We start from the raw sequence: 15,763 nt of genomic DNA, 5'->3' as shown, positions 1-15,763 counted from the left end.
GCGCGGCGCAGGTCGATGCGCGTTGACGCGGACGGCGGGCTGCTGCTGTTCCGCGTGAGCGGCGTGCCCGTGCTGCTCGCGCCATCCTGGTGGCTCGGCTCGCTCGTGGTGGTCGTGCTGTACGCACCACTGGTCGGCAGGCTGCTGCCCGGCGCGGGCCTCGCGCTGTCCTGGACGCTGGCGGTGGCGTTCGCGCTGCTGCTCGGCGCGTCGGTGTTCGCGCACGAGCTGGGGCACACGCTGGTGGCGTTGCGGATGGGCATCCCGGTGCGGCGGCTGCGGCTGTTCCTGCTCGGCGGGCTGTCCGAGGTCGCGCGAAGCCCGAAGCGCCCGGCCCAGGAAGGCCTCGTCGCGGTGGCGGGTCCGGTGGTCTCACTGGTGCTGGCCGGTGGCTGCGCGTTGCTGCTGCTGACGGTGCCGTCTGGGGCCACCTGGCTGCTGGTGGCGCAGTGTGCGGTCGCCAACCTCGCGGTCGCGGTGTTCAACCTGCTGCCTGGTCTGCCGCTGGACGGCGGGCGGATGCTGCGCGCGGGTGTGTGGGCGGTAACCGGTGCGCGGGCCAGCGGCACACGGGCCGCCGTCGTCGGTGGCTGGCTTGTCGCCGCGGCGCTCGGCGTCTGGGCGCTGGAAGGGCTGGCCAACGGCAGCGAGGACCGCTGGTTGCGGCTCGGCGTCTGTGTTGTCACCGGCTGGTTCGTGCTGACCGGCGCGAACGCGGAACTGTCCGCGGAGCAGCGCCGCAGCTGGCCGCCGGATCTGGACATCGCCCAGCTGATGCTTCCGGTGCTGCAACTGCCAGCCGAGAGCCCGGTTTCCGACGCGCTGGCCGCGTCGGCGGGCAGGGGTGTGGTGCTGGTCCGTGCCGACGGCGTCGCGGCGGGGCTGCTCGATACGGTCGAGGCGCAGCGGCTCGCGGCCCAGACGCCGCACGTTCCTGCCGAGCAGGCCGCCGAGCAGGTGCGGGCCGATTCAGTGCTCTTGCTCTCCGAACCGGGGGAGGAGATCGCCGAACGGGTACGGGAGACGGCTGCGTGGCAGTTCCTCGTCGTCGACGACGACGGCAGGCCCGCTGGCGTGCTGCGCAGGGAGGACCTGCGACACGCCATCGCGCAACGCAGATCACGCTAGGGCAGACCTCGCGGACACCTCCCGGCACGGTGTCTGCGACGATCAGGCGTCCCGCGCAGTCGCGATACGTACGGAAACCGCAGGAGGGTGTGTGTCGGGTGGAGGCCCGTTTCGGGCAGGCGATCGGGTGCAGTTGACCGATCCCAAGGGTCGTCGCTACACGATCGTGCTCGCCGAGGGCGAGAAGTACCACACCCATACGGGTCAGCTCGCCCACGACGATCTCATCGGCCAGCACGAGGGCACGGTGGTGCAGTCGGCAGGAGGGACATCCTTCCTCGCGCTGCGACCGCTGCTGTCCGACTATGTGCTGTCCATGCCGAGGGGCGCACAGGTCATCTATCCGAAGGACGCCGCGCAGATCCTGATGTGGGGTGACATCCATCCCGGCGCGCGGGTGCTCGAGGCGGGTGCGGGCTCCGGCGCGCTGACGTGTTCGCTGCTACGCGCCGTCGGCAGCGAGGGCAGCGTGACGTCGTATGAGGTGCGGGCGGATCACGCCGAGCACGCCGAACGCAACGTGGAGCGATTCTTCGGGGAGCGCCCGGCGAACTGGACGTTGCACGTCGGCGACATCAGCGAGCACAGCGGCCAGGTCGACCGAGTCATCCTCGACATGCTGCCGCCGTGGGAGGTGCTGCCGACGGTCGCGGAGCACCTGGTGCCCGGTGGCGTGCTCGTGGTCTACGTGGCCACGGTGACGCAGCTGTCCCGGGTGACCGAGGCGCTGCGCGATCAGCGCTGCTGGACCGAGCCGCAGGCGTGGGAGACGCTGCAACGTCCGTGGCACGTAGTCGGACTCGCGGTGCGGCCGGATCACAAGATGCAGGCGCACACCGCGTTCCTGCTCACCGCGCGCAGGCTCGCGCCAGGAGTCGAGACGCCGAAGGTGCAGCGCAGGCCGAGCAGGGGTTGACCGGGTCGGCAGCCGGCAGGGCCGGGATGTAGCTGGCGTCGAGGCTCAGCCGGCGTTGAGGCCTGGGCTCAGCCGAGGCTGGGGACTCAGCCGATGCACCAGCTGCCGTTCTTCCGGTTGGCGGTCAGTGGCTCCCGCTGGGTCTTGCCGTTCATGGTGATCTCGAACGGCACCTTCGCCTCGTCGCCCCGGACAACGGGGTCGCCGAGCATCGTGACCTTGGTGTCCTTGGGTAGCTTGCTGAGATCGACCTGCTCGTTGCCGTTGCATCTGATCTGGCGGACGAGCTCTTCGTCCCTGGTGTTGATCGCGGTGACGGCGTCCTCAGCCAGCCCGCGCACGATGGCGATGTCCTCGGCACTGCCCTGTTGTCCCGCGCCGCCCTGGTCCGGGGCAGGTTCGCCAGGCTGGGTGCGCAGGGACGGCTTGGGCGGCTGCTCGGCGGGCGAGTCGGCCTCCTGATCCGAGGCGGTGGCCACCTGTTCGGACGACGTGTCATCGCTGAGGAAGTACCCGGGCGCCCAGAACCCGGTGATGGCCACGGCCGCCCCCGCGAGCAGCACCAGCGTCAGGGTGATGCCGACGATCACGCCGGTCTTGCCGTTGTTGTGCGGCGGGCCGGGTGGCCGCGGGGGCGGGTATCCGCCGTGCGGGGTGCCGGGGCCGGGCTGTCGCTGGCCGGGGTAACCGCCGGGGTGAGCCTGCTGCTGGTCGTAGTAGCCCCGGTGGCCGGGGTAGCCCTGCTGGCCGGACTGCCCTGGCTGCTGCGGCGGATAGGTCATGGTGACGTCCTCACGCTGTGGTGGTCAGGCTCGAGATCGGACGATATCGCGGACCGGCCGCACCCGGCGGGTCGTGTCCGGTCGTGCCCTGGGACGCGAGGGGCGTCAGCCGCGTTGCTTCGGACCTGCGAGCAGTCCTCAGTCGCGTTGCTTCGGACCTGCGAGCAGTCCTCAGTCGCGTTGCTTCGGACCTGCAAGCAGTCCTCAGGCATGTCGCTTCGGACCTGCAAGCAGTCCTCAGGCATGTCGCTTCGGACCTGCAAGCAGTCCTCAGGCGCGTTCCGAGACGGCGGTCACGAAGCACCAGCGGTTGCCGTCCCACCGCAGCCGCATCGCGCCGGTGCGCTGTCTGTCGTCGTCGCTGACGACGAACGGGACCTCCGCCGTGAACCCGACGATCGTCGGCGCGCCGTGGCGCGTGAAGCTGACCGTCTCGGAGAATCCAGCGAACAGGTCATCGGTGACCGTGGTGCGGTCACATGCCCATGCCCGCAGTGGGGCGCTGTCTCGCTCGTTGTAGGCGGTGAGAATGTCGTCGGCCGCCGCGCGCACCTGCGGCTCGCCGCCAGGCTCTGGGCCGCGTGGCGGAGTGCTCGGCTGGAACGAGGTGTTGTCCGCGAGGGCGCTCGTAGTGCGCTGGCTGGCCGTCGCGTCGCGCCCCGAGTCGTCGTCCCGCGCCATGACCAGCATGACCACAACCAGCGCGGCCGCGGAGGCGATCGCGCCCCAGGCGACCATCGCGGCCACCCTGTCGCTCGATGCCGGTTGCCGCGTGGTCATCAGGAGTTGATGCCCGAGGCACACCAGGCGCCGTTGGGGCGGAGCAGGGCCAGTTTCACGGTCTTGCTGGTGTCAGATCGGCGCAGGGTGAGCGCCACTGTCGCGCGATTGCCGTCGATGCGGGGTTCGCCGCTGACGGACACCGTGAGGTCGTCGGGGAAGCCGTCATAGTCAGCCTGCCGTTCGTTGCCAGGGTCGCAGGAGACCGGTTTCACCGTGGCGGCGTCTCGATTGTTGATGCCTTTGACGACCGCGTCGGTGACGCGGCGGATCTCGTCCTTGTCCGAGCCGGACGGCTGCTCTTGCTGTTCCGGCGTCGTGGTGGTGGGCGTCGCGTCCCGCGGCTGCGGGCTGGTGCTCGGTGGCAGCGTCGAACTGCTGGGGGATGTGTTCGCCGCGAGCGAGCTGTCCTGCGCGGTGTCGTCTCGGAAGTAACCGGGTTGCCAGAAGCCCGTGATGCCAACGGCCGCGCCCGCGAGCAGCACCATGGCGAGGGCGATGCCGACGACGAGCCCCGTCTTGCCGCCACCCTTCGGGGGTTCCGGTTGCGGCGGGGGGACGTCGCCAGGCGGCGGGCCATAACCGGGCTGCTGGTGGGGGAAGCCACCGGAGTAGCCGTCCTGGTACGGCTGGCCTTGGTACTGCTGCCCGTAGCCGCCGGACTGGCCATATCGCTGCTCGGGATGCGGCTGCCCGTAACCTCCCGATTGCCCCTGATACGGCTGGTTCGGGAACTGGCCCCAGTATTCGGACTGGCCGGGATAGGACTGCTCGGGATAGTGCTGGCCGGGGTAGGGCTGGCCGGGCTGGGGTTGGCCCTGATAGCCCGGATATCGCTGGCCGGGGTAGGGCTGACCGTATCCGCCCGAACCACCGTACGGACCAGGCTGCGGTGGATAGGTCATCGAGTTCCCCTCGTTGGTCAGCGCGGACGCCGTGCGCTCATCCGTCCCTACTCCGCGCGCCGCGACGCGCCCGGGCTGCCAACCGTTATCGAACGGTAGCTACGGAGTAAGTATGCGGGAGCGCTTCAGCAGGGTGGCATACCGGGAGTCGTCGCCCATCGACGGGGACGGAAGACGAATCGTCCATTCTCATCCGTGAGGCTCATTGGTTCTTAACACGCCGTACCGCGGTGTGAACTGTCGGTGACGAACGGGCGGCTCTCGGATGTACCTGCTCGGAGCATTGCGTTCGTGATCGTCTCATGATCCTGACACGCCGCGCCCGTTCTGTGACATCGAAGGGCTTTGCATGTCGGTGATCGCCGGTACCGTTGAGGGAAATAGCGCGCGAGGAGGTGCCGCATGCAACAGGACCGCCCCGGTGGCAGGCATGAGGAAGCCGACCCAAGAGAGAGCGGCGGCACGGCGGAATCGCCTGCCGCGAGTGACTCCGAAGTTACCCAGGAACAGGAGCGGCAGATCCGGTTCCTTGAGGAGGAAGTAGCCCTGCTGCGAAGCAGGGCGGCCGGTTCGCCCAATAGCGACCGCGTCCTTGAGCAGCGGCTCGCGGAGGCTTCGGAGCGAATAGCCCAGCTCACCGAACGCAACGCCAAGCTCGTCGAGACTCTGCGGGATGCGCGGAGCCAGCTGATGGCGTTGCGCGAGGAGGTCGACCGGCTGGCGCAACCGCCAAGCGGGTACGGCGTGTTCCTTGAGCGCTATGAGGACGGCACGGTCGACGTGTTCACCTCGGGCCGCAAGATGCGCGTGTCGGTGTCGCCGACCGTCGAGGTCGAGTCGTTGCGGCGCGGCCAGGCACTGCGACTCAACGAGGCGCTGACCGTCGTCGAGTCCGGTGACTACGAGCGCACCGGCGAGGTGTACGCGTTGCGGGAGGTGATGCCTCCGCTGGCCGAGGACGGTCCGGCGCGGGCGCTGGTTGTCGGCCATGCCGACGAGGAGCGCGTCGTGTGGCTGTCCGACCCGCTGACCGAAGACACCCTCAAGTCGGGTGACTCGGTGCTGGTGGACAGCAAGGCGGGTTATGCCTACGAACGGGTGCCGAAGGCCGAGGTCGAGGACCTCGTGCTGGAAGAGGTGCCCGATGTGCGTTACGAGGACATCGGTGGCCTGTTCCGGCAGATCGAGCAGATCCGCGACGCGGTCGAGCTGCCGTTCCTGCACGCCGACCTGTACCGCCAGTACCAGCTCCGCCCGCCGAAGGGCGTGCTGCTCTACGGCCCGCCCGGCTGCGGTAAGACGCTGATCGCCAAGGCCGTCGCGAACTCGCTGGCCAAGCAAGTCGCCGAGGGCAAGGGAGACGCGGCCGGGATACGGGAAGCCAAGTCGTACTTCCTCAACATCAAGGGCCCCGAGCTGCTGAACAAGTTCGTCGGCGAGACCGAGCGGCACATCAGGCTGATCTTCCAGCGGGCACGGGAGAAGGCGTCCGAGGGCACGCCGGTCATCGTGTTCTTCGACGAGATGGACTCGATCTTCCGCACCCGTGGCAGCGGTGTGTCGTCCGATGTGGAGACGACGATCGTGCCGCAGCTGCTCAGTGAGATCGACGGTGTCGAGGGCCTGGAGAACGTCATCGTCATCGGCGCGTCCAACCGGGAGGACATGATCGACCCGGCGATCCTGCGGCCTGGCAGGCTCGACGTGAAGATCAAGATCGAGCGGCCGGACGCGGAGGCGGCGAAGGACATCTTCTCCAAGTACCTGCTCGAAGGCCTGCCGATCCACGGCGACGATCTGGCCGAGTTCGGTGGCGACACCGATGCCACGATCGACGCGATGATCCAGCACACCGTCGAGCGGATGTACGAGGAGAGCGAGGACAACCGCTTCCTCGAGGTCACCTACGCCAACGGTGACAAGGAGGTGCTGTACTTCCGGGACTTCAACTCCGGCGCGATGATCCAGAACATCGTGGACCGGGCGAAGAAGGCCGCGATCAAGTCGGTGCTGGAGACCAAGCAGCCCGGACTGCGGGTGCAGCACCTGCTCGACGCGATCGTGGACGAGTTCGCCGAGAACGAGGATCTGCCCAACACCACCAACCCGGACGACTGGGCCAGGATCTCGGGCAAGAAGGGCGAGCGCATCGTCTACATCCGGACCCTGGTTACCGGCAAGAACCAGGATTCTGGCCGGGCGATCGACACCGCGACCAACACCGGTCAGTACCTGTAGTTCACATCGCGAGTCCGAAGCGGGGCGGGGATGCCGCGCGGCATCCCCGCCCCGCTGTGCGCGCCAGGAGACGCTGGTCGTGGCTCGACTTCGCCACGCCTGTCGGAAGGCACGGCGCGGCGCGATGGCCGTAGGGTGGGAGACGAGACGCCCTGATGCGGGTGGGCTGGCCTGAGATTGGAGACTGCATGCGGCGGATCATGGGAACCGAGGTGGAGTACGGCATCGCCGTGCCGGGGGATGCCACGGCGAACCCCGTGCTGACGTCGACGCAGATCGTGCTGGCCTACGCCGCCGCCGTCGACATCCCGCGCTCCCGCAGGGCGCGCTGGGACTACGAGGTGGAGTCGCCGCTGCGCGACGCACGCGGCTTCGATCTCACCGGCCCCAACACCCAGCCGCAGGACCCCGATGTCGAGGACCTCGGCGCCGCCAACGTCATCCTCACCAACGGCGCCCGGCTCTATGTCGACCACGCTCACCCGGAGTACTCCGCGCCCGAGGTCACCAACGCCTGGGACGCCGTCATCTGGGACAAAGCGGGCGAACGGGTCATGGAGCAGGCCGCGATGAAGGCCGCCACGGTGCCCGGCCAGCCCCGGCTGCAGCTGTACAAGAACAACGTCGACGGCAAGGGTGCCAGCTACGGCACCCATGAGAACTACCTGATGGCGCGGTCGACGCCCTTCACATCGGTAATCAGCGGTCTGACACCGTTCTTCGTCTCCCGCCAGGTCATCACCGGCTCCGGCCGGGTCGGCATCGGCCAGCAGGGCGAGGAGGACGGCTACCAGCTCTCGCAGCGCGCCGACTACATCGAAGTCGAGGTCGGACTGGAGACCACGCTCAAGCGCGGCATCATCAACACCCGCGACGAGCCGCACGCCGACGCGGACAAGTATCGCAGGCTGCACGTCATCATCGGCGACGCCAACCTGTCGGAGTACTCCACATACCTCAAGCTTGGCACCAGCGCGATCGTGCTTGACATGATCGAGGGCGGGGTCAGCTTCGACGACCTCAAGCTGCGCGAGCCGGTGCGCGCGGTCCGCCAGATCAGCCACGACCCGACGCTGCGGGCTACCGTCGAGTTGGCGGACGGTCGCCGGTTCACCGGCCTCGACCTGCAGCAGGCCTACCATGAGCGGGCGGTGGCGTTCGCGGAGCGCGAATCAAGCGAACTGGACGACACCGATCGGCACGTGCTGCGTATTTGGGGCGAGGTGCTGGATGCGCTGGCTCGTGACCCCGATGAGTGCGCCGACCGGTTGGACTGGGTGGCCAAGCTGAAGCTGCTCGAGGGGTATCGGTCACGGGACAAGCTCGGCTGGGCAGCGCCAAGGCTGCACCTGATCGACTTGCAGTACTCCGATGTCCGCCTCGACAAGGGCCTGTACAACCGCCTTGTCACCAGGGGCACGATGAAGCGCCTCGTTGACGAGGACGATGTGCAGGCGGCGATTATGAACCCGCCCGACGACACCAGGGCGTACTTCAGGGGGCGCGCGCTTGAGAAGTACGCCGCCTCGATCGCCGCGGCGTCCTGGGACTCGGTGATTTTCGATATCGGAAAGGAATCCTTGGTCCGCATCCCGACACTCGAGCCGTTGCGCGGCACGAAATCGCACGTCGGAGCGTTGCTGGACGAGTCGGACACGGCCGAGCAACTTGTCGAGGCGCTCACGTCGTGATGGCGGTGGCGTTGCGGATCTGCCGCACTGCCGCATGTCGCAGGTAATCTGGCAGTAGAGAACTCGATCAGGAGGCGTTCATGGCGCAGGAAAAGATTGAGAAGCACGGCGGCGGAGATTCCGACGACGAAACAGAAGGCGCTGCCCCAGCGGGTCAGGAGCGCAGGGAACAGCTCGGCGAGGACGTTGACACCATCCTCGACGAGATTGACGACGTGCTCGAGGAAAACGCCGAGGACTTCGTCCGCGCCTATGTGCAAAAGGGCGGGCAGTAACCTCACACGCAGCCGGGCCTAGCCCCGGCTAACCTGAGTTCGTCGCCAGCAGCTAGTCGAAGATGGGAATCACGAGCACGTATGGATTACACCTCGGCCGCCGCGGCACGCGGTCCGCTGTCCGCTGCCTACCTGACCACCGGCACGTCGTCGTTCACCGATTTCCTCCGCTCGCAGGCACCTGACCTGCTGCCGTCGCGGCCCGCGGGCGAGGGCACGCTGACCAACGTGCCGCACGGCACCACGATCGTCGCGCTGACCTTCTCCGGCGGCGTGCTGATCGCGGGGGACCGGCGGGCGACCGCTGGCACCACGATCGCGGCGCGCGACCTGGAGAAGGTCTTCGTCACCGACGAGTACTCCGCGGTCGGGATAGCGGGCACGGCGGGCATCGCGCTCGAGATGGTGCGGCTCTACGCCGTCGAGCTCGCGCACTACGAGAAGATCGAGGGCGTCTCGCTGTCGCTGGACGGCAAGGCGAACAAGCTCGCCACGATGGTCCGCTCCAATCTCGAGGTCGCCATGGCAGGGCTGGCGGCGGTGCCGATGTTCGTCGGGTTCGACCCCGACGCGCAGGACGCGGCATCGGCGGGCAGGATCATCTCCTTCGACGTCACCGGTGCCCGCTACGAGGAACGCGCCGGGTACCACTCCATCGGCTCCGGCTCGCCGTACGCCAAGTCGGCGTTGAAGAAGCTCTACGACCCCGCCGCGGGCAAGGACGCCGCCGTCCACGCCGCCATCGCCGCGCTCTGGGACGCCGCGGACGACGACACCGCGACCGGCGGGCTCGACATGGTCCGCAAGATCTACCCGCAGGTCATCACCGTCACCGGCGCGGAAGGCGCCGTGACGATCCCGGAGTCCGACCTGGCCACGGTCGCCGAGGCCGTCATCGCAGAGCGCACCGAGACGGGCGGCTGAGTCCGTACCCGTCCCGCTGATACCCCGCCCGACCCCCGACGTCCTGACCACCCCCTGCCGACGCACAGAGTGGAGCCTGAACCGTGACGATGCCGCTGTATGCCTCGCCCGAGCAGCTGATGCGCGACCGCTCGGAGTATGCCCGCAAGGGCATCTCTCGTGGGCGCAGCGTCGTGGCGATGAAGTACGCCGATGGTCTGCTGTTCGCGGCCGAGAACCCATCGACGACCCTGCACAAGATCTCCGAGATCTACGACCGGATCGGCTTCGCCGCCGCGGGCCGCTACAGCGAGTACGAGAGCCTGCGGCGCGCCGGGATTCGCCACGTCGACCTGCAGGGCTACGCCTACGATCGCAGGGATGTCTCCGCCCGCCAGCTGGCTAACGTCTACGCGCAGACCCTGGGGTCGATCTTCACCGAGCAGGTCAAGCCGTTCGAGGTGGAGCTCGCGGTGGCCGAGGTCGGCGCCGAGGCCAGCGAGGACCAGCTGTTCCGGCTGACCTACGACGGGTCCATCGTCGATGAGCCGCAGTTCTTGGTGATGGGTGGCCAAACAGACCCGGTTGTCGCCAAGCTCAAGGACAGCTACACCGAGGGGTCGAGTCTCCGGGACGCGATGGGGTTGGCCGTCGGCGCGCTCAAGGCCGGCCTGAGCAACGGTGCCGAGCTCGGCAAGCTGGAAGTGGCGGTGCTGGAGCGGCATCGGCCGAGGCGGGCTTTCCGCCGTCTCACCGGCGCCGTGCTCGACGACCTGCTGCCCGGCGACTCAGGCGGCGCGTCAGGCACCAGTAAGGGCTCAGGTAAGAGCGCGGGCAAGAGCAAGGCGAAGTCCGAGAGCTCCGAGGGCGGCGACGAAGGTACCGGCGAGTAATCCCGCCCATCGCGGTGCTGATCACGGTGGGCGACGAGTCACGAAACAGCGGCTCCGCCTAATTGGCTCACCGCTTTTCGCCCGTGAGCACATAGCATTGGGAGTATGCAGCGTCGGATATACGGCCTCGAGACAGAGTTCGGGGTCACGTGCACCTTTCACGGCCAGCGCAGACTCTCGCCTGACGAAGTCGCGCGCTACCTGTTCCGCAGGGTGGTGTCGTGGGGGCGCTCGTCCAATGTCTTCCTGTCGAACGGCTCCCGGTTGTATCTCGACGTGGGCTCGCACCCGGAGTACGCGACTGCCGAGTGTGACGACCTGACCCAGCTCGTCACGCACGACAAGGCTGGTGAGCGGATTCTCGAGGATCTGCTCGTCGACGCCGAGCGCAGGCTGGCCGACGAGGGCATCGGCGGTGACATCTACCTGTTCAAGAACAACACCGACTCGGCAGGCAACTCCTACGGCTGCCACGAGAACTACTTGGTCGGCCGCTCTGGCGAGTTCTCTCGCATCGCCGACGTGCTGTTGCCGTTCCTGGTCAGCCGTCAGCTGATCTGCGGGGCGGGCAAGGTGCTGCAGACCCCGCGCGGCGCGGTGTACTGCCTGTCGCAGCGCGCCGAGCACATCTGGGAGGGCGTCTCCAGCGCGACCACCCGGTCCCGGCCGATCATCAACACCCGCGACGAGCCGCACGCCGACGCGGAGCGCTACCGCAGGCTGCACGTCATCGTGGGCGATTCGAACATGGCGGAGCCGACCACACTGCTCAAGGTGGGCACGGCCAACCTCGTGCTGCAGATGATCGAGGAGGGCGTCCAGTTCAAAGACTTCACGCTGGACAACCCGATTCGCGCGATCCGGGAGATCAGCCACGACCTCACCGGACGCAGGCGGGTGCGGCTCGCTGGCGGCAGGGAGGCCTCCGCGCTCGACATCCAGCGCGAGTACCACGCTCGCGCGGTGCGCCACATCGAAGTCAACGGCGCGACGCCGACCACGGCGCGGGTTGTGGATCTGTGGGGCAGGGCGCTGGAGGCCGTCGAGACGCAGGATTACAGCGGCATCGACACCGAGGTGGATTGGGCCATCAAGCACCGGCTCATCGAGCGGTACCGCGCCAAGCACGGCTTCGACCTGTCCAGTCCCCGCATCGCCCAGCTCGACCTGGCCTACCACGACATCAGGCGAGGCAGGGGACTGTTCGACATGCTGCAGCGCAAAGGCTTGGTCAAGCGGGTCACCGACGATGGCGAGATCGAACTCGCCAAGGACACCCCGCCGCAGTCCACCCGCGCGAAGCTGCGCGGCGACTTCATCGCGGCGGCGCAGGCGGCGCAGCGCGACTTCACCGTCGACTGGGTGCATCTCAAGCTGAACGACCAGGCGCAGCGCACCGTGCTGTGCAAGGACCCGTTCCGCAACGTCGACGAGCGAGTGGAGCGGTTGATCGCGAGTTTGTGACCGCTCTGGGTGAGCCCTGCGGCCCGTTGCCGCCAGGATTGGCTGCGTAGCGGGGCGGTTACGCAGGGAAGTTGTCGCGGATTCGCGCGCATGTTCGACGGAGAGTCGTTGCCGCGCGTACCCCGATGCGAGCTACAGTCGGACCCGTGTCAACCGCCCGTGCTGAACGCCTGGTGAATCTGGTACTGGCGCTGCTGTCGACTCGCCAGTACCTGACCGCTGAGCGCATCCGAGGCATCGTGGGAGGCTACGCCGACGCGCCGAGCGACGAGGCGTTCTTCCGGATGTTCGAACGCGACAAGGGGGAGCTGCGCGAGCTCGGCATTCCGATCGAAACCGGCCGCAACTCCGTGTTCGACGGCGTTGATGGCTACCGCATCGCGCGCAGGGACTACGAGCTGGGCGAGATCGACCTCGCCCCGGACGAGGCGGCCGCGGTCGGGCTCGCGGTACGCCTGTGGGACTCGCCCGAGCTGACCGGGCAGGCGCACGGCGCGCTGGTCAAGCTGCGCGCGGCAGGGGTGGAGATCGATGAATCCTCGCGTGCGCCGATCCAGCCCCGCGTGCGCACCGAGGCGGCGTTCGCTCCGATGCTGGCCGCGGTGCGCGAGGGCAGGGCGGTGCGCTTCGAGTACCGCCGCGCGGGAGCGGCCGAACGGCGGCAGCGCACGCTGGAGCCGTGGGGCGTGGTGTCCTGGCGCGGCCGGTGGTACGTCGTCGGGCACGACCGCGATCGCGACGCCACCCGCTGCTTCCGGCTGTCCCGGGTGACCGGGACGGTCACGCCGATCGGTGAGCCGGGTGAGGTGGCCCGGCCCGCCGAGACGAACCTGCTTGAGATCGTGGCGGGCAGCGCCACTCCGGAGCAGGCGCCCGTGGCCACCGCGCGGTTGTGGGCGGCCGACGGCGCCGCTGCGGGTATCCGGCGCGGCGCGCGGGTAATCGGCAAGCGCGAGGTCGACGGGATTCCTGGCGATGAACTGGAACTCGACGTCTACTACCCGGACGGCCTCGCCCGCTGGATCGCGGGCTACGGACCGGATGTGCTGGTGATCGAACCGGACGTGCTGGCCAAGGCGGTGCACGAACGCCTCGTGGTGCTCGCCGAGGCGGCAGGGCCGGCTGGGGCGTCGTATGAGGGGGGAAGGAGCACGTCATGAAGAACGTCGGGGCACGGATGCCTCGGCTGCTCGCACTGGTGCCGTATCTGCTCGCGCGGCCGGGCATCGACATCGAGGAGGCCGCCGCCGACTTCGGGGTGACCGGCAAGCAGTTGCGCAAAGACCTGGAACTGCTGTGGATGTGCGGGTTGCCCGGTTACGGGCCGGGTGACCTGATCGACCTGTCGTTCGAGGGCGACACCGTGACGGTCACCTATGACGCCGGGATGCGCCGCCCGCTGCGGCTGACCGGCGGGGAGGCCACCGCGATGCTGGTGGCGCTGCGGGCTCTCGCTGAGACGCCCGGCGTCGTTGACGGCGACGCGGTCCGGCGCGCCATCGCCAAGATCGAGGCGGCGGCCGGAGAGGCCCAGCCCGCAGGAGTCGTCGTCGGGCTCGGCGTGCGGGAAGCCGAGCGCACCGCGGCGACCCGCAAGGAGGTGCAGCGCGCGCTGACGCAGGAGCGGGCGCTGGGGATGACCTACTACACCGCGTCGGCCGACCGGATCAGCGACCGCGTCGTCGACCCGATGCGGCTGCTTATCGTGGAGGGCAACAGCTACCTGGAGGCCTGGTGTCGCCGTGCTGACGCGGTGCGGCTGTTCCGGCTGGACCGGATCGACGCCATCGAGGTTCTCGACGAGCCAGCCGCGCCCCCCAGCGACGCCGAGCGGCACGACGTCAGCGAGGGCCTGTTCGCGCCGAGGCCGGGCCAGCCGGAGGCGGTGCTGACCCTCGCGCCGGATGCCCGCTGGGTCGCCGAGTACTACTCGTGCGAGGAACTAGCCGAGCTCGACGGCGGCAGGCTCCGAGTCAGGATGCGCTACGGCGACGAGAGCTGGCTGGTCCGCCTTGTGCTGGGCATGGGCGGCGAGATTACCGTCGATGAGCCCAATGAACTGGCCGAACGGGTGCGCGAGCGTGCGGCGGCCGGTGTGGCGCGGGCCAGGACACTCGCCGCTTGCCAGGCTGGCTAAGGTGATCATCGTGCTCGATCCAGCCGACAGTTACCTCATCAGCGCTATCCTGTTGCTTGCCGGTGGCATCGCGTTCGCTGCCGTAGTGTTGCATGTCGTGCGGTCCGTGCGGCGGTTCATCTCGGTGAGCAAGGCGGTGCGGGCGGTGTGGCGGGGTGAGCTGCTGCTGCTCCGCGCGCGCACGGCCGCACTGAAGATCGCGTTCCACCAACGGTGGCCAAAGTCGGACGGAGCGGCTCCGCACACGTGACACCCTCCCGCAGGGTCGTAAACTGGTCGTGACTACATGAGAGGAGGCCACCATGGGTTCGTTGTCACCGTGGCACCTGGCCATTCTGCTGGCCGTGATGATTCTGCTGTTCGGCGCGAAGAAGCTGCCCGACGCGGCGCGCGGCCTTGGCAGGTCGCTGAAGATCCTCAAGGCCGAGACGAAGGGCCTGCGCGAGGAGGAGGACGAGTCTGGTTCGCGCGCGTCCGACGCGACCAGCCCGGACAGCAAGCAGCTGACGGATGGTGGCACCAGCACTGCCGCCCAGAGCACCACGGACGATCAGAAGGTGGCTGAACTGCAGCAACAGCTCGATGAGCTGAAGCGGCAGCAGGATCAGACGCACAAGAACGCCAGCTAAGCACCTAGAACGCACGCGCGAGAAGAACGGAATCATATTCGGTGGCGGAGCCTGCGACCTCCGGGCGTTTCGGACGCCGCGATAAGTGGCGAAAGCGCAGCCGTCGGCACAATCCCGACGGCACGATGACGCTGATCGAACACGTCTACGAGTTTCGGCGGCGGCTGTCTTTCGCGCTGCTCGCGATCATCGCAGGCGGCATCGTCGGCTTCATCTGGTTCGACAACGGGGTCGCCACCCTCACCTCGCTCGGTGATCTGATCCGGGGGCCGTACTGTGGCCTGCCCGAGGAGATGCTGGTCGATTTCGGTGACGGCAGGCACTGCCAGCTGTTGCAGACCGAACCGTTCGAGGCGTTCATGATCCGCCTGAAGGTCGGTATCGCCGCGGGTGCGGTGCTGTTCGCGCCGTTCTGGCTGTACCAATTCTGGGCATTCATCGCGCCGGGGTTGTACCCGAGTGAGCGCAAGTACGCGCGGGTGTTCGTGTCGCTGGCTTCGCTGCTGTTCGCCGCGGGTGCGGTGCTGGCGTACGCGATCACGCCGTTCGCACTGCACATGCTCGTCGGCATCGGCGCGGAGAACTTCGCGACCGCGCTCACCGGGTCGAAGTACATCTCGTTCATCCTCACCCTGCTGATCGTGTTCGGGGTGAGTTTCGAGGTGCCGCTGCTGATCGTGATGCTCAACCGGGTCGGCGTCGTCCGGTACGAGCAGCTGAAACGGTGGCGGCGCGGCCTCATCATGGCGATGTTCGTGTTCGCCGCGATCATTACGCCGGCCGATCCGTTCTCGATGCTCGCGCTCGCGCTGGCACTGGTGTTGCTGTTCGAGATGGCGATCCAGATCACGCGGTTGCACGACAAGAAGCTGGACCGGCGGCGGGAGGAGCTCGGCTGGGACTCGGTCTCCGACGACGAGGCGGCCCCGTTCCAGTACCAGCCAAGCGGTGCTGAGGGCGACGAGCCAGGCGAGCAGCGGCGTGGCGGCGCGGGCAACACCGACGATGTCACCTGATGGCTC

General features: G+C 68.2%; 16 protein-coding genes. 13 read left to right on the top strand and 3 right to left on the bottom strand.

Annotated elements, in window-relative coordinates:
- Positions 1-15 precede the first annotated feature (15 nt).
- Together AMYHA_RS14920 and AMYHA_RS14915 are read left to right on the top strand one after the other, a co-directional pair.
- A complete protein-coding gene (locus AMYHA_RS14920) occupies positions 16-1,128 on the top strand; it encodes a site-2 protease family protein (protein WP_034271862.1) in 1,113 nt (370 codons plus the stop codon).
- 91 nt (positions 1,129-1,219) lie between these two features.
- Positions 1,220-2,044: a tRNA (adenine-N1)-methyltransferase gene (locus tag AMYHA_RS14915; RefSeq protein ID WP_034271860.1), complete on the top strand. Its 825-nt coding sequence runs from the start codon at positions 1,220-1,222 to the stop codon at positions 2,042-2,044.
- 86 nt (positions 2,045-2,130) lie between these two features.
- Here the strand turns inward: AMYHA_RS14915 and AMYHA_RS25855 are convergent, their stop codons facing one another.
- From AMYHA_RS25855 to AMYHA_RS25850, 3 genes are all read right to left on the bottom strand, one after another.
- Positions 2,131-2,826 carry a hypothetical protein gene (locus tag AMYHA_RS25855; RefSeq protein ID WP_051399945.1) on the bottom strand — a complete coding sequence of 232 codons (696 nt, stop codon included), beginning with the start codon at positions 2,824-2,826 and terminating at the stop codon, positions 2,131-2,133.
- A 270-nt stretch (positions 2,827-3,096) separates the two neighbouring features.
- On the bottom strand, positions 3,097-3,606 hold the full coding sequence (locus AMYHA_RS14905) for a hypothetical protein (protein WP_034271858.1): 510 nt from the start codon (positions 3,604-3,606) through the stop codon (positions 3,097-3,099).
- Positions 3,606-4,511 carry a hypothetical protein gene (locus AMYHA_RS25850; protein ID WP_051399944.1) on the bottom strand — a complete coding sequence of 302 codons (906 nt, stop codon included), beginning with the start codon at positions 4,509-4,511 and terminating at the stop codon, positions 3,606-3,608. The genes AMYHA_RS14905 and AMYHA_RS25850 overlap by 1 nt, the downstream gene beginning before the upstream one ends.
- 402 nt (positions 4,512-4,913) lie before the next feature.
- Here AMYHA_RS25850 and arc point away from each other — a divergent pair, with 402 nt between their 5' ends.
- From arc to tatC, 11 genes are all read left to right on the top strand, one after another.
- Positions 4,914-6,749 carry a proteasome ATPase gene (arc, locus tag AMYHA_RS14895; RefSeq protein ID WP_034271856.1) on the top strand — a complete coding sequence of 612 codons (1,836 nt, stop codon included), beginning with the start codon at positions 4,914-4,916 and terminating at the stop codon, positions 6,747-6,749.
- A 188-nt stretch (positions 6,750-6,937) separates the two neighbouring features.
- Entirely contained in the window at positions 6,938-8,440 is a 1,503-nt protein-coding gene (gene dop, locus AMYHA_RS14890; protein WP_034277352.1) for a depupylase/deamidase Dop, read from the top strand.
- Between the two features lie 80 nt (positions 8,441-8,520).
- Positions 8,521-8,715: a ubiquitin-like protein Pup gene (locus tag AMYHA_RS14885; RefSeq protein WP_034271855.1), complete on the top strand. Its 195-nt coding sequence runs from the start codon at positions 8,521-8,523 to the stop codon at positions 8,713-8,715.
- Between the two features lie 81 nt (positions 8,716-8,796).
- The gene (prcB, locus tag AMYHA_RS14880; protein ID WP_034271853.1) at positions 8,797-9,639 is read left to right on the top strand and encodes a proteasome subunit beta; all 843 of its coding nucleotides are present in this window, start codon (positions 8,797-8,799) and stop codon (positions 9,637-9,639) included.
- Positions 9,640-9,722: 83 nt separating this feature from the next.
- Positions 9,723-10,511, top strand: a complete 789-nt coding sequence (prcA, locus tag AMYHA_RS14875) for a proteasome subunit alpha (protein WP_034271851.1) — start codon at positions 9,723-9,725, stop codon at positions 10,509-10,511.
- 105 nt (positions 10,512-10,616) lie between these two features.
- Positions 10,617-11,975 (top strand): Pup--protein ligase, encoded by a 1,359-nt coding sequence (gene pafA, locus AMYHA_RS14870; RefSeq protein WP_034271849.1) that lies wholly within the window; start codon positions 10,617-10,619, stop codon positions 11,973-11,975.
- Between the two features lie 146 nt (positions 11,976-12,121).
- Positions 12,122-13,135, top strand: a complete 1,014-nt coding sequence (locus tag AMYHA_RS14865; protein ID WP_034271847.1) for a helix-turn-helix transcriptional regulator — start codon at positions 12,122-12,124, stop codon at positions 13,133-13,135.
- On the top strand, positions 13,132-14,112 hold the full coding sequence (locus AMYHA_RS14860) for a helix-turn-helix transcriptional regulator (RefSeq protein WP_034271845.1): 981 nt from the start codon (positions 13,132-13,134) through the stop codon (positions 14,110-14,112). Before AMYHA_RS14865 ends, AMYHA_RS14860 begins: the two co-directional genes overlap by 4 nt.
- 10 nt (positions 14,113-14,122) lie before the next feature.
- On the top strand, positions 14,123-14,362 hold the full coding sequence (locus AMYHA_RS14855; protein WP_157362125.1) for a hypothetical protein: 240 nt from the start codon (positions 14,123-14,125) through the stop codon (positions 14,360-14,362).
- A gap of 52 nt (positions 14,363-14,414) precedes the next feature.
- Positions 14,415-14,741: a Sec-independent protein translocase subunit TatA gene (tatA, locus tag AMYHA_RS14850; RefSeq protein ID WP_034271841.1), complete on the top strand. Its 327-nt coding sequence runs from the start codon at positions 14,415-14,417 to the stop codon at positions 14,739-14,741.
- A gap of 41 nt (positions 14,742-14,782) precedes the next feature.
- A complete protein-coding gene (gene tatC / locus AMYHA_RS14845; protein WP_034271839.1) occupies positions 14,783-15,757 on the top strand; it encodes a twin-arginine translocase subunit TatC in 975 nt (324 codons plus the stop codon).
- Positions 15,758-15,763 lie beyond the last annotated feature (6 nt).

The organism is Haloechinothrix halophila YIM 93223, assembly GCF_000504245.1.
Lineage (GTDB): Bacteria > Actinomycetota > Actinomycetes > Mycobacteriales > Pseudonocardiaceae > Haloechinothrix_A > Haloechinothrix_A halophila.
Note: the sequence above shows the minus strand (reverse complement) of the source record. Positions and strands in the feature narration are given on the sequence as shown.